The 18,982-nt window shown below is 71.5% G+C and carries 17 protein-coding genes and 1 pseudogene; all 18 read right to left on the bottom strand.

Annotated features, from left to right (window positions below):
* Position 1: 1 nt before the first annotated feature.
* The 18 genes and pseudogenes from ACVPT3_RS14045 to ACVPT3_RS13960 all read right to left on the bottom strand — a co-directional run bounded on the left by ACVPT3_RS14045 (position 2) and on the right by ACVPT3_RS13960 (position 18,662).
* Positions 2–268, bottom strand: coding sequence for a VirB3 family type IV secretion system protein (locus ACVPT3_RS14045; RefSeq protein ID WP_492041486.1), 267 nt, complete (start codon positions 266–268; stop codon positions 2–4).
* Positions 268–585 (bottom strand): TrbC/VirB2 family type IV secretion system protein, encoded by a 318-nt coding sequence (locus ACVPT3_RS14040; RefSeq protein WP_492041485.1) that lies wholly within the window; start codon positions 583–585, stop codon positions 268–270. The genes ACVPT3_RS14045 and ACVPT3_RS14040 overlap by 1 nt, the downstream gene beginning before the upstream one ends.
* A 27-nt stretch (positions 586–612) precedes the next feature.
* Positions 613–1,557 carry a P-type conjugative transfer ATPase TrbB gene (gene trbB, locus ACVPT3_RS14035; RefSeq protein WP_492043831.1) on the bottom strand — a complete coding sequence of 315 codons (945 nt, stop codon included), beginning with the start codon at positions 1,555–1,557 and terminating at the stop codon, positions 613–615.
* 292 nt (positions 1,558–1,849) lie between these two features.
* Entirely contained in the window at positions 1,850–2,461 is a 612-nt protein-coding gene (locus tag ACVPT3_RS14030) for an ATPase (RefSeq protein ID WP_492041484.1), read from the bottom strand.
* The gene (locus ACVPT3_RS14025; protein ID WP_492041483.1) at positions 2,442–2,690 is read right to left on the bottom strand and encodes a hypothetical protein; all 249 of its coding nucleotides are present in this window, start codon (positions 2,688–2,690) and stop codon (positions 2,442–2,444) included. Before ACVPT3_RS14025 ends, ACVPT3_RS14030 begins: the two co-directional genes overlap by 20 nt.
* A gap of 808 nt (positions 2,691–3,498) precedes the next feature.
* Positions 3,499–5,169: pseudogene (locus ACVPT3_RS14020) on the bottom strand (conjugal transfer protein TraG); the annotation flags it as partial.
* A 23-nt stretch (positions 5,170–5,192) separates the two neighbouring features.
* Entirely contained in the window at positions 5,193–6,893 is a 1,701-nt protein-coding gene (locus ACVPT3_RS14015; protein WP_492041482.1) for a DUF3363 domain-containing protein, read from the bottom strand.
* A gap of 193 nt (positions 6,894–7,086) precedes the next feature.
* Positions 7,087–7,860 (bottom strand): lytic transglycosylase domain-containing protein, encoded by a 774-nt coding sequence (locus tag ACVPT3_RS14010; protein WP_492041481.1) that lies wholly within the window; start codon positions 7,858–7,860, stop codon positions 7,087–7,089.
* On the bottom strand, positions 7,857–8,366 hold the full coding sequence (locus ACVPT3_RS14005) for a S26 family signal peptidase (protein ID WP_492041480.1): 510 nt from the start codon (positions 8,364–8,366) through the stop codon (positions 7,857–7,859). The genes ACVPT3_RS14010 and ACVPT3_RS14005 overlap by 4 nt, the downstream gene beginning before the upstream one ends.
* 29 nt (positions 8,367–8,395) lie before the next feature.
* Positions 8,396–8,983, bottom strand: coding sequence for a DUF2840 domain-containing protein (locus ACVPT3_RS14000; RefSeq protein ID WP_492041479.1), 588 nt, complete (start codon positions 8,981–8,983; stop codon positions 8,396–8,398).
* Positions 8,983–9,237 (bottom strand): helix-turn-helix transcriptional regulator, encoded by a 255-nt coding sequence (locus ACVPT3_RS13995; RefSeq protein WP_492041478.1) that lies wholly within the window; start codon positions 9,235–9,237, stop codon positions 8,983–8,985. The genes ACVPT3_RS14000 and ACVPT3_RS13995 overlap by 1 nt, the downstream gene beginning before the upstream one ends.
* Positions 9,238–9,383: 146 nt before the next feature.
* Positions 9,384–10,313 (bottom strand): ArdC family protein, encoded by a 930-nt coding sequence (locus ACVPT3_RS13990; protein WP_492041477.1) that lies wholly within the window; start codon positions 10,311–10,313, stop codon positions 9,384–9,386.
* A 64-nt stretch (positions 10,314–10,377) separates the two neighbouring features.
* Positions 10,378–10,674 carry a DUF736 domain-containing protein gene (locus ACVPT3_RS13985; RefSeq protein WP_492041476.1) on the bottom strand — a complete coding sequence of 99 codons (297 nt, stop codon included), beginning with the start codon at positions 10,672–10,674 and terminating at the stop codon, positions 10,378–10,380.
* Positions 10,675–11,411: 737 nt separating this feature from the next.
* Complete coding sequence (locus ACVPT3_RS13980; RefSeq protein WP_492041475.1) at positions 11,412–13,487, bottom strand: ParB/RepB/Spo0J family partition protein; 2,076 nt, start codon at positions 13,485–13,487, stop codon at positions 11,412–11,414.
* A gap of 303 nt (positions 13,488–13,790) precedes the next feature.
* Complete coding sequence (locus ACVPT3_RS13975; protein ID WP_492041474.1) at positions 13,791–15,338, bottom strand: amidohydrolase family protein; 1,548 nt, start codon at positions 15,336–15,338, stop codon at positions 13,791–13,793.
* Between the two features lie 192 nt (positions 15,339–15,530).
* The gene (locus ACVPT3_RS13970) at positions 15,531–16,874 is read right to left on the bottom strand and encodes a sensor histidine kinase (protein ID WP_492041473.1); all 1,344 of its coding nucleotides are present in this window, start codon (positions 16,872–16,874) and stop codon (positions 15,531–15,533) included.
* Complete coding sequence (locus ACVPT3_RS13965; protein WP_492041472.1) at positions 16,868–17,581, bottom strand: response regulator; 714 nt, start codon at positions 17,579–17,581, stop codon at positions 16,868–16,870. The genes ACVPT3_RS13970 and ACVPT3_RS13965 overlap by 7 nt, the downstream gene beginning before the upstream one ends.
* 289 nt (positions 17,582–17,870) lie before the next feature.
* The gene (locus ACVPT3_RS13960) at positions 17,871–18,662 is read right to left on the bottom strand and encodes a MipA/OmpV family protein (protein WP_492041471.1); all 792 of its coding nucleotides are present in this window, start codon (positions 18,660–18,662) and stop codon (positions 17,871–17,873) included.
* Between the last annotated feature and the right edge of the window lie 320 nt (positions 18,663–18,982).

Below are 18,982 nucleotides of genomic sequence, written 5' to 3'. Positions count from 1 at the left end.
CTCAGGCCTCCAGATAACCGGGCAGGCGCAGATGGCGCCGGGCCACTTCGACGAAGTCCGGATCGCGTCGGGCGGCCCAGACGGCCAGGCCGTGGCCGACCAGCCAGACGGCGAGGCCCGCCAGCCACAGACGCAGGCCCAGGCCGAGCGCGGCGGCCAGGGTGCCGTTGACGATGGCCAGGACCCGGGGCGCGCCGGCCAGCAGGATGGGTTCGGTCAGGGCCCGGTGCAGGGGCGCGGCGAAGTCGTCGGGGAGGGGCTCGGCCATCAGACCAAGGCTCCGCCGCCGAAGGAGAAGAAGCTGAGGAAGAAGGAGGAGGCGGCGAAGGCGATCGACAGGCCGAAGACGATCTGGATCATCCGCCGCGCGCCGCCGGAGGTGTCCCCGAAGGCGAGGGTGAGGCCGGTGACGATGATGATCATCACGGCGATGATCTTGGCGACCGGACCTTCGATGGATTCCAGGATCGACTGCAGCGGCGCCTCCCAGGGCATGGAGGAGCCGCCGGCGAGGGCGGGCGAGGCGGCGGCGAGGACGAGGGCCGGTGCGATCAAGGCGGCGAGGCGACGGTTCAGGCGCGGCATGTTCGGTCTCCGAGGGATGAGGCGGGGTCAGGGTTGCAAAAGGGAGAGGCGGTAGGCGCCGTCGGGGGCCAGACCCTCGACGGCGGCGAGCTCCACCAGGCGGCGCGCGGCGCCGCGACCGGCCAGGACGGCGATCAGGTCGATGGTCTCGGCGATGAGGGCGCGCGGCGGGGTGACGACCGCTTCCTGGGTCAGTTGTTCGAGCCGGTTCAGGGCGCCCAGGGCCGAGCCGGCGTGCAGGGTGCCGACGCCGCCGGGATGGCCCGTGCCCCAGGCCTTGATCAGGTCGAGCGCCTCGGCGCCGCGCACCTCGCCGATGGGAATCCGGTCGGGCCGCAGGCGCAGGGCCGACCGGACCAGGTCGGCCAGGCTGGCGACGCCGTCCTTGGACCGCAGGGCCACCAGATTGGGCGCGGCGCACTGCAGTTCGCGGGTGTCCTCGATCAGGACCACCCGGTCGCCGGTCTCGGCGACCTCGGCCAGGAGGGCGTTGACCAGGGTGGTCTTGCCGGTGGAGGTGCCGCCGACGACCAGGATGTTGCGGCGTTCGGCGACCGCCCGGCGCAGAGCCTCGGCCTGGGCGGCGGTCATCGCCCCGGTCGCCACATAGGCCTCGAGGCGAAAGACGCCGATCGCGGCCTTGCGGATGGCGAAGCTGGGTGCGGCGACCACCGGGGGCAGGAGGCCTTCGAACCGCTCGCCGCCGCCCGGCAGTTCGGCCGAGAGGCGGGGCCGGTCCGGACCCACGGCGGCGCCGATGTGATAGGCGACGAGACGGATGACGCGTTCGCCGTCCGCCGGCGACATCCTCGCCTGCGTCGCCGTCAGGCCGACGTCCAGGCGGTCGATCCACAGCCGGCCGTCCGGATTGAGCATCACCTCCACCACGCCGTCGTCGGCCAGATGGGCCGCGACCGTCGGGCCGAGCGCGGTGGCCAGCATGCGCAGGGTGCGGGCGCTTGAGGCGGTCATCATCCCGTCCGGGTTCGCGGAACGCGGGCGTGCGATCCGTACGGGGCGACTAAGGAGAGGCGAAACCGTCGGCGCGCAACAGTCCCGGCGCGGGTGTAGCAGCGGGGCGTAAAAGGACAGGGGATCGGCGGGACGCCGCCGACGCCGTCACCGCCGTCCGAAGGGAATCGGACGTCTCGGACGCCGTCCCGGACGCAGTCTCGGGCGGCCGGGGTTTGGTTGGGGTCGGATCTGGAGCCGCAGCGCGGACGTCTTCGGGATCGTCGGGCGAACCGCCTGGGCTGATCCGGTCCTAGTCGGTCTCGATCGTCTGCACCGCCTGGACGACCTGGGGCAGGGCGTCGCCGTCGAGCTGGACGACGCCGTCGCGTTTTTCGCCGATGCGGCGAGGCTGGGCGCCGCTGTTGTCATAGATCCAGGCGCGGTCGGCCTGTTCCAGGAACCAGGGGAACTGGTCGAGCGACCGCGCGTAACGGGCGCGGATCTTCTCCTCGGGCACGTCGTGGCCGCCCTTGCGGACCCGCAGCCGGACGCGTTCGACGTTCCGGTCGGGACTGTCCAGGACCACATAGAGGAGCCAGATCGCAAAGCCGCGCGCCTTGGCCTTGGCGACCAGACGGCGGTATTTGTCCGTGGACAGGACGGTTTCGACGCCGACGGTCTTGTGAACCTCGATCGAGGCGTCCAGCCAGGCCTCGATCCGCTCGACGGCGCTCCTGTTGGCCTGCGCCTGCGACAGCCCCTCGACGTCGCGGATCCGCGCGGTCAGCAGGTCGGGATTGATGATCCAGACCGAGCGGCCGCCCGCCTCGATGTCGGTGTCCTGATAGGCGCTCGACTTGCCCGAACCATTGGGGCCGCCGACGATCAGGAAGGCCGGCGCCTCAGTCGTCGCGGGGGACACGATCAGCCGAGCCGGTCAGACGCTTGTTCTCGCGGCGGGCGCGGGCGACGTTGCGGCCGAACACGAAGGTCAGGTCGTCGCTGAAGCTGCGGCTGCGCGCATCCAGGGTCGAGAGGGTCTGGACCTCGCCGCCTTCGCCGCGCACCCGTTTGGTCTCCACGGCCGCGTTCTTGGCGCCGACGGCGCGGGCGGTGGGACGTTCGAGTTTGGTGATCACGACCTTGGCCATGGAACGACTATAGGCCATTCCCGTCCGGAAAGAAGGGGCGTCTGCGCGATCAGGCCTCGTCTGGCGCGCGACCGACGATGGGGGCGTCGCGCTGAGGCTCGCCCGGCTGGGCGAGCGGGGGCGCCGTCCTGCTCCTGTCCTGTGACGCCTCCCCATTTCCTTCCCTGGCCGCCTCCGCCTCCGCCTCTCGGGCCGCCTCCGCTTCGGCTGCGACCTCGCGCACGAAGCCGCGACCCTGGGCCAGCCGTCGGCTCAAGACCTGGACGAAGCCTTCGTAGCGCTCGCGCCCCTTGGCCCGGGCGGCGGCCTGGGCGCTCTCGGGCAGGGGCGGCGTCGCCGCCAGCCAGAAGCGGATGAACAGGGCCAGCATTTCGACGGCCACGCCCAGGTCGCGCTCGAGCCGGTCCGCATGCCGGTTCAGGCGATCGAGGCGTCGGGCGAGGACGGCCTCGGGCTGGTCGGCGGGGTCTGGACGCAGGAAGCGCGAGATCGCCGCCTCGGCCACTGTGGACTTCGCCGCCCCGCGTTTGCGGGCATAGGCCTCCAGGGCGTCCAGCAGCGCCGGGTCCAGATAGACGGTCAGGAAGGGTTTGCGCATCAGGACCTCACAGGGGGATGCCGTCGTCGGGATCGAGCGCCGCCTGGCGGGCGACGCGCCGGCCCCGGCGACGGCCCTGGAAACGGGCGGGCTTCCGACGGGCGGCGATCTCCGCCCGTTTCTAGGCCCGTTCCCAGACCGGTCATCAGGCCCGTCATCAGGCCCCGCCGCCTTCCCCTCTCCCGCCGCTGTCGGCGCGCCGGCTTTGTGATCCGGGGGCGGCAGGATGCGCCGGTGCAGTTCGGGATCGGTGAAGTAGCGCGCCTTGCGGGCGCGGATCGGCGCGCAGCCGGAGACCAGCACCAGGGCCTCGTCGGCGGGCAGTTGCATCACCTCGCCCGGCGTCAGCAACGGCCGCGCCGTCTCCTGGCGCGAGACCATCAGATGGCCGAGCCAGGGCGAGAGCCGGTGGCCGGCGTAGTTGCGCATCGCCCGCTGCTCGGTCGCGGTGCCCAGGGTGTCGGAGATCCGTTTGGCGGTGCGCTCGTCGTTGGCGGCGAAGGCGACCCGGACGTGGCAGTTGTCCAGGAGGGCGTTGGAGACGCCGTAAGCCTTTTCGATCTGGTTCAGCGACTGGGCGATCAGAAAGGCCTTCACCCCATAGCCGGCCATGAAGGCCAGGGCGCTCTCGAAGAAGTCGAGCCGACCCAGCGCCGGGAATTCGTCGAGCATCATCAGGAGACGTCGGCGGCCCTGGCGCGCCTGAAGATCCTCGGTCAGCCGCCGCCCGACCTGGTTCAGCAGCAGTCGGATCAGCGGCTTGGTGCGGCTGATGTCCGAAGGGGGCACGACCAGATACAGACTCATCGGCCGATCGGCCGCGACCAGGTCCGCGATCCGCCAGTCGCAGCGGCCTGTGGCGCGCGCCACGATGGGATCGCGGTAAAGGCCGAGGAAGCTCATGGCGGTGGAGAGGACGCCGGAACGCTCGTTGTCGCTCTTGTTGAGCAGTTCGCGCGCGGCCGCCGCGACGGCGGGGTGGGGCCCGTCCGGGCGGTGCTGCGCGCTCATCATCCGCCGCAGGGTCGTCTCGATCGGTTGGCGCGGATCCGACAGAAAGCCGGCGACCCCGGCCAGGGTCTTGTCGGGTTCGGCGTAGAGGACGTGGAGGATGGCGCCGACCAGGAGGGCGTGGCTGGTCTTCTCCCAGTGATTGCGGCGCTCGAGCGCCCCTTCCGGATCGACGAGGATGTCGGCGATGTTCTGGACGTCGCGCACTTCGCGATCGCCGAGCCGCACCTCCGCCAGGGGATTGTAGGCGTCGCTGTCCGGGTCGGTCGGATCGAACTTCAGCACCCGCCCGAACCGGGCGCGCCAGCCGGCGGTCAGGGTCCAGTTCTCGCCCTTGATGTCGTGGACCAGGACCGAGCCCGGCCAGGTCAGCAGGCTCGGCACCACCAGGCCGACGCCCTTGCCGGATCGGGTCGGGGCGAAACACAGCACATGTTCCGGACCGTCATGGCGCAGATAGCGGTCGCCGAGGCGGCCGAGCACCACCCCGTCGTCGCCGAGCAGGCCGGCGTCGCGCGCGTCCTGCGTCCCCGCCCAACGGGCGCTGCCATAGGTGGTCGCCGTCGCCGCCTCGCGCGACCGCCGCACGGCCAGGGCGAAGGCGGCTCCCACGGCGAGGGCGACCCCGCTGACGACGACGACCGCCCCTTCGAGAAAGATCTGGGGCGCATAGGCGTCATAGACGAACCACCAGAGGAAGAAGGCCGGCGGCGGATAGAGCGGCAGGCCGCCGAGCACCATCCACGGCTCGCCGAGCCCGGCCTGATAGCCCAGCCGCCAGGCGGTCCACTGGGTCGCGCCCCAGACGCCGGCGGCGACCAGGGCGAGGACGAGGCCGATCTGGCCCCACAGAATGCGTCCGGCGGACATGGCGGAAGGCCTTTCTCAGACGGTCAGAGGGCGGGGCCGCGTCGGCGGCCGGGGTCGAGCGTCGGCGCCCCGTCGGTCGGGCGGCGCAGGTCGCCGATCGTCTGGTCGAGCCGATGCTCCATCGCGGGGCGCCAGGGGACCAGGCTGAAGCCCAGGCCGTCGTCGACCAGGGCGAAGCGACCGGAGGCCAGATCCAGGCGGCGCCGGTAGACGGCGTCGGGCGCCGGTCGGCCCGGGCGGTGGACGAGACCGGTGTCCGCCTCCAGCCGCGCCGCCGTCGCCTTGATCTCGCGGGCGGCGAGGGCTGAGATCAGGTTCGGGATCGGAACCAGGCCGCCCGCGCCGCGGCGGGCCAGGCCCTGGGCGACCAGCCAGTCGCCGCGCCGCTCCATCGCCGCGGCCGCTTCGTCCCCGAACCCGCCGCCGAGGGCGGGCGGATGAGGATCGACCCGCAGGCGGTCGAGCCAGGTCGCCCCCTCAGCCGTCTCCTGTCGGGCGAGCGCGAGGTCGGAGCGGATGCGCATCTGCGGATGGCGCAGACCGGGCTGGGCGGGGGGGCTGGCCTCGACGACGGCGCCCAGCGGCGGGTCGGGCGCGGTCGCGTCGGGGAGGGTGCGATGATGCAGGCGGCCGTCCAGGCCCTCGATCACCACATAGCCCGTGCCGCGCAGTTCGTCGTCCAGACCGCGCGCTGCGACCCGGCCGACCACGACGTCCGCAGCCGCTTCGGACCAGGCGGTCGGATCGGGCACCCGGCCCGAGGTCGCCATCGCCTCATGGAGCCGGGCGATGATGTCGCCGCGCCGGGCCAGGGCCTTCAGGGTCGGCTCCGCTTCGGGCGACAGCCGCCAGCGACCGACCCCATCGGGCCGCGCCAGACCGAGCGCCTCCAGTTTGCGCAACCGCGCCAGCCGCACGGGCGACGGCGCCGGATGGGGCGGACCCGAGGGGCGCAAATCGACGACGCCGTCCGCGCGACGCGCCTCGGCGGCCAGCAGTCGGTCGAGCCGGGTCCAACCGTCGGCCTGGGCGTCGCGCAGAAAGCCGCGGCGGATCTCGGGCTCGAGGCGCGGGCCGAGCTCGCGCTCCACCAGGGCCTCGGCCCGGGCGCGCAGGCCGTGGGCGATATAGTCGCGAGCGATCACCAGGTCGGCGCCCCGCGCATCGACGCCGCGAACGATCAGATGCAGATGGGGATGGGGGGTGTTCCAGTGGTCGACCCCGACCCAGTCGAGGCGCGTGCTGAGGTCGCTCTCCATGGTCGTCATCAGGTCGCGGGCGAAGCCCTTGAGGTCGGCGAGCCGGTCGGCGTCCTCGGGCGAGACGATGAAGCGGAAATGATGCCGGTCGTCGGTCGTTCGCGCCGCGAAGGCCTTGGCGTCGGCCGCGTCGCCGGCCCGGTCGAACAGTCGCCCGGGGTCGCCGCGCCGATCGACGCCGTCGCGCGACAGATAGGCCAGGTGGGCGGCGAGGGTGGAGCGGGTTCCGGGTCGGACCACCCGCGCCTTCACCACCACCGTCCGCCGCGTCGGCGCATGACGCGCCAGGAGGGCGGCGGCCCGGCCTCGGCCGAAGGCGCTTCGCCCCGAAGGCTTGCCCGTCGCGCCGAAGCCTCCGGCGCGCGCGACCGCCGCCTTGACCTGGTTGAGCGCGCTCGGCGTGCGGGCGCCGCCGCGATCGCGGATACGGCCGGGCTTCGGCTCAAACGCCTCGTCGCGGCTCATCGCCGACCCCGCAAGGTGCGGATTGTGCCGTGAGATCCGAGACTTGGGGCGGCCGACAAGGCGCAGGCGTCCGACGCGCCTTGTCGCAAGCCCTTGATTGGTCTGCACTTCGCCTTCGTCCATCCCCGCCGCGCCTTGCGGTTTTTATCTTGCCTTGTCTGCCTCTCCTGTCTCGCCCCCTCCTTCCACGCCATCACCACGCCCCTCTGATCGTCTGGAGCCCGCCATCCGCGCTCCCGGCCGGCCCGGGGGCGGGCGCCGTCTTCGCCGACGGGATTGCGCCGCGCCGCACGAAGAGGGGCGAGGCGAGAGGATCGTCGGCCTCGCCCCGGGAATGATGCTGGGGCAGGGACAGGGACTGGGGCAGAGGCAGAGGAGGCTGGAGTGGAGACTGGGGCGACGTCCTCGACGCGGCGGCCAGGGCGTCTGTCGAGGGTCCCCAGCCCAACAGCCGGCGAAGGCGGCGCGCATAGATCTGTGTCTCGGCGGGGAGCGGCCGGCCGTCGCGAAGATGGGCGGCGTAGCGCGTCGGGCCGGCGTTATAGGCCGACAGCATCCCGTCCGGGCCGAACCGGTCGTGCAGCTGGCGCAGATAGGCGGCGCCGGCGAGAATATTGTCGCGCGGCGCGAAGACGTCCGGTCCAAGGCGGTGGCGCGCCCGCAGTTCCGCATAGGTGGCGGGCATCAACTGCATCAGCCCCTGGGCGCCGGCGGCGGACAGGGCGCGAGGATCATAGGCGCTCTCGACGGCGATCACGGCGTGGATCCAGGCGGCCGGGATGTCGAAGCGGCGCGAGGCCGCGTCGATCCAGTGGTCCAGATCGGTCGGCGGCAGGCGACCAGGCCGGGACAGATCGCCGTCGCGCCGGGGCCCGGTCTGCGGGGCGGCGACGGCGCCGAGTGCCGACGAGGCGATCAGGATCGCCGCCAGGACGGCGCCTCCTCTGCAGAACCGCAGGCCGCTCATCGCGACGCCTCCGCGCGCCAGAGCGGCGTCGCCGGACCGATGATCCGCGCGCGCGAGACGGGTCCCAGATAGCGGCTGTCGAGCGAATCCGGGGCCGTCGGCGCGAGCAGGAAGACCTCGGAGCCGTGCAGCCGTCGGCATCCCGACCAGGCCGGAAGGGGGCGCCCCGCCCGATCTGCGCGCCGCGCCTGGGCGACCGTGCGTCCGTCGATGAGGATGATCTGGTCGCGTCGGCACACGACCGAGGGCGCCGCCGCCGCGACGGGCTTGAGCAGAGGCACGCCCTCGGGGAGGTAGCCGCGCGTCGCCATCAGCCTCGCCTGGGCGGGCGTCGGGCGATAGGCGACCAGGCGGTCGAGGCGCGCCGTCGCGCCGGGATCGATCCGGTAGAGGCCGACGGGAACACTGGCGCTGGCGTTCCAGAGCAGACGCGGCGCGGGCGGATGCAGCAACGGCGTCGCCAGGGCGGCGAGACCGAGGAGACCGAGGAGGGCGAGGGTCGCCATACCGCCTCGCGGGATCGCAGCCTGGCGTCTCATCGCCCGTCGCCGGAGTCGAGCGGGGCGCCGGGCGCCGGGCGCAGCCGCAGCGCGCGACGCCGCGCGGCCGTATAGGGCTCGGGGTCAAGCCCGGCCGTCATCCGCGCCTGGACATGGCGCCAGTGATCGGGCGCGACGGTCTCCAGCGCGGCGCCCGTCGCGGCGATGGCGTCGATCACCGCCAGCGCCTGACGCACGCGCGCCCAGCCGACAAGCTGAAGCAGGCTCAGGGCGCCGGGCGTGACGCCGGGCAGGGCGGTGCGGGCCCCGCCGCGCGCCACGGCCTGCGCGATGTCGAGGCGGGCGGCCACCGTGCCGCTTGCATTGGCGGCCCAGCGAACAGAGGCGAAGACGGCGCCGGGCGCGAAGCCGACGAAACGGTTGCGCCGGGTCACCGGCCGCTCGGCGACGACCGCGCCGAAACGGATCCAGCGTTCGGTGCGCCCCGCATCATCGATCAGTTCGACCCAGGTGAGGTCGTCGTCCTCCAGCGGGCGCGACGGCGAGATCAGGCTCAGGACGGGCGCGGGACGCGGGGCGCGCACGGGATCGACGGCGCGCTCCGGGGGCGGGGCGGCGGTCATCAGGCCCGGTCCGGGCGGCGCGCGGGCAGGACGGGATGGGCGCCGGCGACCTCGGTGGAGGTGCGCGCGCCGCGATCGGCCCAGGCCTGCAGATCGGAGACGGCGTAGACGACCCGGCCGCCGATCTTGCGATAGACCGGCCCGGTGCCATAGCAGCGATGCTTTTCCAGGGTTCGGCCCGACAGGCCGAGGTGGCGGGCGGCTTCCGGGGTGCGCAGGAAGCGCGGCGGCAGGGGCGTGGACGTGTCGGTCATGGCGATCTCCCGAAGGGCGCCGGCGCCGTCGAGGGACGGTGCGGCGGGCAGGCGCAGGATTTCGGGAAGACGGCTGCGCCGGTAGTCGGCGCGCCGGCATCGGGCGATGCCGAGGCGACATCGCCCTTGCTGGATCAGCGGCGCCCTCAGCCGTCGGGAGCGGCGGCCAGGCTGTGCAACAGGGCCACGGCGCGCTCGGCCTGGGCGGCGGCGGAGACGATGAAGCGGGGGTCGTCGCCGAGGACGCGCAGCCAGGTCGCCAGATAGGCGGCGTGGTCGGGACGTGGTTCGAGGCTCAGTCCCAGGTCGGCGCAGAGGAAGGCGGCGCCCAGTTCGGCGATCAGTTCCTCGCGGGCGTAGGCCGTGTCGCCGAACCGGCTCAGATGCAGGTCGCGGGCGAGGCGGCGGGGGTGGCCGGTCCAGTGCGTCAGTTCATGTCCGAGGACGGCGTAATAGGCCTCGATCTCGGCGAAGCGGCCGGGGTCGGGCATGTGCACCACATCCGCGCCCGGATGATAGAAGGCCTGGGTTCCGCCGTGGCGGATCTCGGCGCCGACGGCGGCGAAGACCCGCTCGGCGCGGTCGATCCGGGCATGGACGGTCTTCGGCTCCGGCGCCGGATAGCGTGCGTCCAGACCGTCGATCTGAGCCAGGTTGAAGACGGTGTAGCGCTTCAGGAAGGCGCCGCCGCGACGGCGTGCAGGGCCGGACGGGGCGCCCTCTTCGGCGTTCGAAGGCGCGGCGTTCTCAGGCGTTTCGCGGTCGGGGTTCAAACGGCCGGCGTAGACCACGGTCGTGCCGGTCTCGCCGCGACGGACGCACCCGCCCAGCGCCAGGGCCTGACGGAAGGTCATCCAGACGGGCTGGTCATAGGCCCGGGTCGAGGCCTGCGACCAGAGCAGCAGGACATTGATCCCGTGATAGGGCTGGCCGTCGTGGCGCAGCGGCCGCACGCCAAGGCCGCCGTCGGACCAGGGTCGGGTCCAGGGACGCACGCCGCAGGCGAGGTCGGCGAGGATGGATCGGGTGATGTCGGCGTGGACATCGGGGCGAGCGGAGGGGTTGGGGCGCGTCATGGCGGCCTCCTTTGAAGGGGAAGGAAGAGGGAGGCGGCGGCGCGGGCGCGCCGCCGCCCGCAGGTCAGGTCCGCGACCAGATCAGGCTGAAGCCGCCGTCGGTCTCGACCAGGGAGGCGTAGATCGGGGCCGGGAAGCTGGGATCGTCCAACTTGACCGAGAGGTAGTCGCGATTGGCCTGGCTGGTCTTTTTCCAGGCCGCGCCGAACTCCGTGTTCCCCGAGAACATCCGGTAGTCGGGCGCCTTGTCGTCGGCCTTGTCGTTGGGCCGAAGCTGGGCGTTGCGCACATTCAGGGTCAGGGTCTTGATCGCGCCGGAATAGGCGCCGTCCGCGAGGGTGAAGGTTCCAATGGTCGCCATGTTCGTCTCTCCTTTTGCTGATCGGGCCACGCCAGCCGCGGCCTCGATGGCGATCGACCGGCCGACCGGACGCCGGTCCGCAGGCCCGCGCCCGCAGGGCGCTGGAGGGCCCCGCAGCGTGAGCGGAGGACCGCAGGCGGCGGCTTTCTTGGTTCGCGAGGAGGCCGAAGGCCGGGGAAGAAAGCCGCCGACGCGGTTGCGAAGACCGGAGGACGGTCGGCCAGATCAGGCCAGGAGAGGTCCGCGCGGGCGCGGTCAGACGGCGGAGAGACGACAAGGGGGCCGGTGGTCTGTCCAGAGGACGGCGGGGCTCCGCGCGGGGTCAATCTGGTCCTAAGTCAGCGCTCCTTCGACGCCGGACGGATGACGCGGACCCAGGTCCGTCTGCCGAAAACCCCGGGATGAGAGAGGCGGGGCGGCCCGAAAGACGACCCGCGACATCAGGCGAAAGCGTCGGGGACGGGCGTCGGACTGCGAGGCGCGCACGCCCCGTCTGGACGTCTGCTGCGTCTCTGATCCGGCGTCACAGCTCGGCCTGGAGGCGGACCTGACCTGCGGGCGGCGGGGCGCTTGCGCCGCCGCCCGTTCCTGTCGGCGAGGCAGGCGCGCCGCAGGGTCTCGCAGGACCGAAGGTCGCCGCACCCGCGCGGCGCAACCGTCTCCGGCCCCTCGCCTGATCCGCAGACGAGAAGGTCGCGCGCCCAGGCGCACGGCCCACCCTTTGGCATGGCGCGGCTCTAGGCCGCTGCGTACCGAGGCAGAGACGACCCGTCCTCGGTCGCCTCGGCGTTGTCCGGTTCGGCCGCGTCGCCCGTCCCAGCCGGTCCGGTCTCATCGGCCTCACCGCCCTCGGCGTCCTGCGTCGCGGGGGCGGTCCGCAGCAGGGGCGGAAGCCAGCCCGTGCCTTCGACGAGCCGCTCGGCCGCCTCGGCCATGTCGGTCTTGCGGAATGCCGCGATCCGCTCCGCCTCGGCGGCGTCTCGGGCCTCGGTCACCGCCTCCAGCATTCGCGCCTTGGACACCCGCGTGAAATAGGCGGCGGCCGTCGGCGACCAGACGGCGGTCATGTCCAGCGACAGGGCCGTCGCCAGGACGTCCGCCTGCGCCCAGGCGGCCGGTCGCCGGTCGTGCGGGTCGCGCACGGCGTTGAGGCCGAGCGCCGCGCAATAGGCCAGGAGGTCGAGCAGGTCCGATCCCGGCAGACCCATCAGGGCGCTCCAGAGGTCTTGCGCCCTGGCGGGCAGGCGCGCGGCCCAGGCCTCGCCCCGTTCGGCCAGGGCGCGTCCGGCGGGACCCGCCATGACGCCGGGGGCGAGGCGCTCCAGGCCGGTGTGGACCAGCCGCACCTGCAGGGGCGTGGCCTGTTCATGACCCGGATAGAAGACCTGAAGGGCCAGCGCATGGACGAGGGCGGTCAGGGCGACGGTCGGCGCGGCGGCGAGGGCGGCGCGAAGACCGGCCGTGCGATGCGCCGTCAGGTCCGCCACCAGCCGCTCGGAGAGGGGCGCCAGACGGTCGTCGGCCTCCCTGCTGAAGGCGTCTGCGTCGTCGGACGCCGCCGTCTCTCCATCGGCGGCCATGGTTGCGGCGTCCGCATCGGCTTGACCCGGTTCGGACGGCGACACTTCGTCCTCGACGCGGACCAGACCGCGCTCGAACCGCGCCGATCCGTCATAGGCGAGGGTGACGATCAGGCCCGACCGGGCGAGGTCGTCCGCGCCATAGGCGAAGTCCGGGCCGTGCGCCTGCAAGGCCTTGTCGATCGCCTCCAGACGGGCGTCCTGGTCCGGCGTCAGGCCTTCCGCCTGCGCCTCCGCGATGATCTGGTCGTATTCCGCCGACAGGGCGGCGAGAGCCTGAGTTTGGGCCTGCGAGCGTTCGACCGGCGCGGGCCAGACCCGGCCGTAGCCGCGCCCGTGCGGGAAGTCGGCGTGGGCCTCGGCCCAGGCCCAGCCTTCGTTCTCGCGCGCCTCCTCGGCGAGGCGCGTCAACGTCTCGCCGACCAGCCGATCCAGCAGGGCGACATCCTCGAGCCAGCCGCCGCCGTCCTCGGTGAAGAGGTCGCGCAGCACCGATCCCCCGGCCGCCTCATAGGCGGCGATGCCGACGAAACGCGCACGCCGGTCGTCGGCCCTGACCTTGGCTTCGGTCATGGCGCGGCGGATGGCGTAGGGCGGCGCCTGCGGCCCCATCTGGTCGAACACCTGCCGCTGGCGCTCGCCGTCGTCGCTGACGCCGAAGGCCATCAGCTGTTCGAGCGACAGATCGCCCGCCCGGTAGGCGGCGATCAGTTCGGCCGCCACGGCCCCCAGTCGCAGCCGCTGGCGCACCAGCTGGGCGGAGACGCCGAAGCGGGCGCCGATCTCCTCGGCGCCCCAGCCCTTGTCGAGGGCGACGCGGCGGAAGGCTTCGAACTGGTCGGCGGGATGCATGGCCTCGCGGGTGACATTCTCATCCAGCGAGATTTCATGGGCGTCATGGGTCTCGTCCACGGTCACGCGCACCGGATGGGTCGCCTTGATCGCCTTGCGCTTGGCCAGCAGACGCAGCGCAAGACGGCGTCCCTCGCCGATGGTGACCAGATAGGCGCCGGTCGGCGTCCCATCGTCCTTGCGCTCGATCTCGACCACGGGCGGCTGCAAGACGCCCTTGGCCTTGATCGAGGCGGCGAGGGCCTCAAGGGTCGCTGAGGCATGGGGGGTCTTTCGCGCATTGCGCGGCGAGGCCTTCAGTCGATTGAGCGGCACGATCAGGACGGCGCCGAGCAGGGCGCCAGCCTCGGTCGCGGCGGTCGGGGTGTCATGAGCAGTCATGTCTCTGCCTCCTTTGGGCAAGGGTTGCAGGCACGCGAACTGCGCGCCTGAAACCCTGCCCGTCGGCGAGACCGGGGTAGCAAGGGCCAGGGCGGACCGGCCGGAGGGGGATCGCCCGACCTGCACAAGCCTCGGACCCGTGCGCGCGGTCGCCCTCTTCGCCGGCGCGGAAGGCCGGGGAGACCGGCCGGTTCGGCGGCGCAGCCGCTTCACCCTGGCCCGCGCGAGGGCGGAGCCCTTAGCGCCTTGCCGCCGTCTGTGCGCCAAAGGCGGCCGACCGTCGTCGCACCGCAGGACGCCCCATCATTCCAGCCGTCCGTGGCCTGCGGCGATGCGGTCTTTGAGCCGGGCCAGGTCGTCGCTGGAATGATAGTGACCGGCCCGGATCACGCCGGTGATCCGCTCGAGATGGGCGACGTCGGTCAGGGGATTGTCCGAGAGCAGCACCAGATCGGCCGCCTTTCCGACCGTGACGCTTCCCATGGTGTCGGTGCGGCCCAGGAAGCGCGCCGGATCCCGGGTCGTCATCTGAAGAATCTTCAGGGGCGAAAGCCCGGCCCGGGCGAGTTCATGGAACTCCTGCGCCATCGTCAGGCCGGGCGCGTGATAGCTGCCGTCCGTGCCGGTCATCATGGAGACGTCCGCGTCCGCGAGCAGGGCCGTCAGAGCGAGACTGCGCTCATAGCCTTCGCGGAAGGTCTGTCGGGACGTCTGCGGCAGGGCGGCGAAGCGCTCGGCCACATCCGTCCAGGCGCGATAGGTGCGGGGCTCCAGATAGGGGATCAGGGGGTCGGTCCGGTATTCGGGGTCGTCCTGCAGATATTGGGTGCGCAGGCGCACAAGGGTCGGGACGACCCAGGTGTCGTTTCGCGCAAAGGTCTGAGCCAGGGCGCGGCACTGCTCGGGTTCGTAGCTGTCGAAGGCGGCCTGGAGACGTTGGACGTCCTCCGGCTTGTCGAAAGCCGCCGGGTTGAGGAGTTGTCGACCCAGGGCGCGTTTGACGAAGGGTTCGAGAAGCTTGCGGGCGAAGCCGGGGATGGGGAAGGGCGGGGCCGCGACCGAGGGATGCTGCTCCGCATCGGCCATCAGGCGCGCCTTGTCGGCCGAGCAGCCGATCCACACCGTATCACCAGGCCCGAGGTGCTCGATCGAATGAAAGCCGTCCTCGGAGGCGCGCACTGGATCGACGCCTTCCGGAAGATGGCCCACCACGGGAATGGACTGGTCTCGCGCGGTGGCGAGCATGGCGTAGAGCAGGGGCGGCGTGGTAGCGCCGACCTTGATGAAATCGGCGCCCTTGCGTTTCTGCGAGATCACCCAGGCGGCGGCGTCTTCGGGCGAGGCTGCGTTCAGCGGGGTGACGAAGGGGCCCGATGTCGCCAGCAGGGCCGGCGTGTCGGCGTTCAGCGGCAGCCGGCTTTCGCGTCGGAGCTTCAGGAGCCGGTCGTCTCCGTCCATCTGACGAAAGCCGGTCACACCCTCCGCTAACATCAGCGCCAGCCCGCCCTCCGGATGGTCCCGGGTCAGGATGTGGCTGTGCATATTGTTGTAGCCCGGCACGAGAAACTGGCCCGAGGCCTCGATCCGACGCAGGCCCGGCCGTTGGCCGATCTGATCCGCCGGGGCGATCTCAACGATGCGGCCGTCCGTGATCAGGACCGACTGGTCGGGCGTCAGCGCCCCCGTCTCGACGTCAACGACCGTCACCCTGTCTATCAGGAGGGGCGCCGCCGGCTCGACCCGTTGTTGCGGCGGCAGGGGGCTCGGCCAATAGGCGTGAGCGACCGCGGCGCCGAGCCCAAGGCTCAGCACGCCTGCGACCAGGAGCAGAATCCTAACGAACACGCGCATGGCGTTTTCCTTCCCGGTTGAGCGCATAGAAGCGGAACTTGACCCCGTCTCCGAGCGGCGATCCACGCCGATCGGAGCTGGGGCGATCCTTTATTGTTCTGATCATTTCCCAGTCCAGTTGATCACGACTGTCCAAAAAATTATTGAGGGCGCAGGTCGGCCGGGGCGGGGCCGCCCGTCCTCGTGAGCGGTCTAGGCGAGGGTTGAGGCAGGCGGCGCGGGCTGAAGCTGGAGTTCCGCCCGGAACCCGCCTTCGGGGCGGTTCGCCAGGCTGAGCCGGGCGTCGTGCTCCTGGGCCAGGGCGAGCACGATCGACAGCCCCAGTCCGGCGCCGCCGGTCTCCCTGGACCGGGAGGTCTCAAGGCGGTGGAAGGGTTCGGTGAGACGCGCGAGGGCCGCCTCGGGAACACCCGGCCCTTGGTCGTCGATCTGAATGCGTATGGCCTCGCCCACGAGACCGAGACGCAGGGTTGCATCCCCCCCGCCGTAGCGCAGGGCGTTGTCGAGGAGATTGTTTACGATCCGATGCAGGGCGACCGGCGCGATCGCGGCCCACAGGGGCCCGGGCGGCGCTTCGAAGGTCACGACCTGACCCAGGAGCTTCCGGTCGGCCGCCAGCGGCTCGAGGGTGGCGACGAGTTCGACCACGGCTTCTCCGGAGAGCGCCTTGACCCCTTCGGCGTAGACCAGGGCGTCATCGATGAGGCCGTTCATCTCGGCGATGTCCTGGACCAGCAGATCGCGCTGGCGCGGGTCGTCGATGAAGTCGCTCCTGAGATTGATGCGTGTGAGATAGGTGCGGAAATCGTGAGCGATGGCGGCGAGAATCCGGGTGCGTTCTTCCATCATCGCGTGCAGATCCGCCCTCAGATCGCGAAAGGCGGCGCCGAGCGCCACGATCTCGCCGGGGCCGGGACGGGTGAAGTCCTCCGGCCGATCCTGTCGAACCGCGCGCAGCAGCCGCTCGACGGGGCGTCGGGTCTGGTCGGCGATCAGCAGGGCCACGATCAGGTTGAGGCCGATCATTAAGCCCAGGAACCACAGAGCGTGGTCGACGATCTGAGCGATGGGCGGAATGACCATCTGCGAGACGGCGAGGGCTCGCCCGTCCGCCAGGGTCGTGATCACCTGGATAGGGTCGGTGGAAAGGACGGGAAACTCCCCGAAGTTCGGGGATGGGCGGCCACTCGCCGCCACGATCCGGAACGGCCGGCCCTTAAGGGCCTCGCGATACCGGTCCGCGTCGAGGGTCGAGGCGGTCCGGGGATCGAATGGCGGGAGGGCCGGCAGCAGGGTCACGCTCTGGGTGGTGTCTGAGAAGGCGCGCACCAGATCCGGATGTGCGGACGGCGGCGTCTGTTCGAAGGCGGCCGCGATATCGGCGACCGTCTCAGGGCGAGGCAGCCTGTAGACGGGGGTCGAGCCCCAATGATGCGACGCCTTGACGAAGGCTAAAAACAGGCCGGCCATCGCCGCCATATGCAGCAGCAGAAGCAGGCCGATGCGGCCGCGCAGGCCCAGGCGCCGATTCAGCATCGGACGACCTTGGGGCCGAACAGATAGCCGTCGCCGCGAATGGTGCGGATGATGGTGGGATTGCGCGGATCGTCGCCCAGCTTTCGTCTCAACCGGCTGATCTGGACGTCGATGACCCGATCGACGAAGTCGCGGGTGCCGCCGCGCGTGCGATTGAGCAGCAGTTCGCGCGACAGGACGTTCTGCGGATGGGTGACGAAGATGTGCAGCAGTTCGAAATCCCCGGTGCTGAGGGGGACGCTCTGTCCGGCCTCGTCGAGCAGTTCGCGCGCGCCCGCGCGCAGCGTCCACCCCAGGAAGCGGAACCGCTCGTCGTCCTGGGGGACGGCGGCCTGACCCAGATCGCGCGTCCGGCGAATGATCGATCGGACCCGGGCGAGGAGTTCGCGCGAGTTGAACGGCTTGGCGAGATAGTCGTCGGCGCCCAGTTCCAGTCCGATCACCCGATCGATCGGATCGCCCTTGGCGGTCACGATCAGGATCGGCAGGCGACGATCCACGCTGCGCAATTCGCGGCAGATCTCCAGCCCGTCCTCGCCCGGCAGCATGAGATCCAGGATGACGCAGTCCAGGGTTTCGGTGATGTCGGCGGCGAAGAGGGCGCGGCCGCCGGAAAAGGCGAAGACTTCGAAGCCTTCCCGCTTCAGCAGACTTTCGACCAGATCGCGGATGCCCGCATCATCCTCGACCAGGGCGATGCGCCCCATCGAATTCTCAACCGTGTCCATGGGCGACCCTTGTCTTCAGGCGGAGGGCTCGCCTTGCCCGGAATGCGACGGGTCGGCGCGCGCGACACACGGCGACGACCCGGTCGTGTCGCCAGGTGCGGCCCTCCCGGCTCCGACGATTGACGTCCAAGTCCGCGATCACGTCAACCGCCCTCCGCCGCATCGCCGCCGCCCAGGCGCAGTTGCGGGCCGCATCCCGACAGGAGGAGGGCGACGGCGAGACCTGCGCCGGTCATACGGGGAAGGCGGACGGGCATGGGGCGGATTTTCAAAACGCGCGCGACAGTCCGACCAGGACGAAGGGCGCGGTCCGTCGGTCCGCCAGCGGGCTGTCTGCGGCGTCGCCGAGCAGGGTGGTCGCGCCCAGGGAGCCGTTCAGGCTGAGAGTCTGGGTCAGATGGTAGCGGGCGGTCACGGCGACGGCGAGGTCGCGCATCCCGGCCTCCGGCGCGAAGGCCTCCAGGCCCGAGGCGAGGCGCTCGTCTTCGTCGATGCCGAAATAGCCCGCCATGGTCTTGTCGTCGGCCCAGGTCGCCGCGACGCTGGGAATGACGACCAGCCGCCGGTTCACCCGGTAGGCCTGGGAGACCCGGGCCTCCACGGTCGCGCCCTCTGCGCCGCCCAGGGCGCGCGTGGCGCCCAGGGTGAAACCGGTCCGGCCGAGCGTGTAGCGCGCCAGCAGGGTCGCGCCGGCGCTGTTCGACAGGTCGTCGACGCCCATCGGGAGATCGTCCTCGCGCTGTCCCCGCACGAAGGTCAGGCCGCCGCCCAGCCGGAAGTGGTCGGTGTCGACCACGAAGAGACCCGCGCCGTCTGCGGGGTTGGCGTAGAAGCGGCCGAGCTTCACGTCGAGGATCGGCACGGCGAGCACGCGCATCTCCTCCGAACCGAGATAGGCCGGAACCACCGCAACCCCGGCCCCCACCGACACCCGATCAGGCGCCCGATCAGGCGTCTGGGCCTGGACGGCCGAAGCGGTCAGGGCGGCGACGGCGGCCGCGCCGGCGGTGATGGCGAAACGGGCGGCGCGCCGACGGGGCGTGCGAAACAAAACGATCAAAACCTGGTCTCCGCCTTGAGGTCGGTCGACGCGGAGACGCGCGGTCCGAGGGTGGGTGAGGATCGCCCCAGAATCCTAGCGGGCGAGCGCCTCCTCCTAGCGCGGCGGCGGGCCCAGGATGCGACGGCTCCGCGACGACGTGTGACAAGTTGTAACCGTCAGCGCGGCCGGTCGCGTCCGCCAGACGCTTCTCCCAGGACCAGATTGATCTGGACAGAGGCGCCAAAAATGATCATCTGTGTTCAAAATAGCGTCGCATAGTCTGATGTCGGCGCCGATCAGGGAGACGCGGCGCCCTAAGGGCGTGTCGAGACACAATG

This window comes from Brevundimonas sp. FV1ps31S, assembly GCF_058681265.1.
Note: the sequence above shows the minus strand (reverse complement) of the source record. Positions and strands in the feature narration are given on the sequence as shown.

Coding starts and splice junctions, on each gene's coding strand:
- ACVPT3_RS14045 (WP_492041486.1), bottom strand. CDS start 268: ATGGCCGAGCCCCTCCCCGACGACTTCGCCGCGCCCCTGCACCGGGCC.
- ACVPT3_RS14040 (WP_492041485.1), bottom strand. CDS start 585: ATGCCGCGCCTGAACCGTCGCCTCGCCGCCTTGATCGCACCGGCCCTC.
- trbB (WP_492043831.1), bottom strand. CDS start 1,557: ATGACCGCCTCAAGCGCCCGCACCCTGCGCATGCTGGCCACCGCGCTC.
- ACVPT3_RS14025 (WP_492041483.1), bottom strand. CDS start 2,690: ATGGCCAAGGTCGTGATCACCAAACTCGAACGTCCCACCGCCCGCGCC.
- ACVPT3_RS14015 (WP_492041482.1), bottom strand. CDS start 6,893: ATGAGCCGCGACGAGGCGTTTGAGCCGAAGCCCGGCCGTATCCGCGAT.
- ACVPT3_RS14010 (WP_492041481.1), bottom strand. CDS start 7,860: ATGAGCGGCCTGCGGTTCTGCAGAGGAGGCGCCGTCCTGGCGGCGATC.
- ACVPT3_RS14005 (WP_492041480.1), bottom strand. CDS start 8,366: ATGGCGACCCTCGCCCTCCTCGGTCTCCTCGGTCTCGCCGCCCTGGCG.
- ACVPT3_RS14000 (WP_492041479.1), bottom strand. CDS start 8,983: ATGACCGCCGCCCCGCCCCCGGAGCGCGCCGTCGATCCCGTGCGCGCC.
- ACVPT3_RS13995 (WP_492041478.1), bottom strand. CDS start 9,237: ATGACCGACACGTCCACGCCCCTGCCGCCGCGCTTCCTGCGCACCCCG.
- ACVPT3_RS13990 (WP_492041477.1), bottom strand. CDS start 10,313: ATGACGCGCCCCAACCCCTCCGCTCGCCCCGATGTCCACGCCGACATC.
- ACVPT3_RS13985 (WP_492041476.1), bottom strand. CDS start 10,674: ATGGCGACCATTGGAACCTTCACCCTCGCGGACGGCGCCTATTCCGGC.
- ACVPT3_RS13980 (WP_492041475.1), bottom strand. CDS start 13,487: ATGACTGCTCATGACACCCCGACCGCCGCGACCGAGGCTGGCGCCCTG.
- ACVPT3_RS13975 (WP_492041474.1), bottom strand. CDS start 15,338: ATGCGCGTGTTCGTTAGGATTCTGCTCCTGGTCGCAGGCGTGCTGAGC.
- ACVPT3_RS13970 (WP_492041473.1), bottom strand. CDS start 16,874: ATGCTGAATCGGCGCCTGGGCCTGCGCGGCCGCATCGGCCTGCTTCTG.
- ACVPT3_RS13965 (WP_492041472.1), bottom strand. CDS start 17,581: ATGGGGCGCATCGCCCTGGTCGAGGATGATGCGGGCATCCGCGATCTG.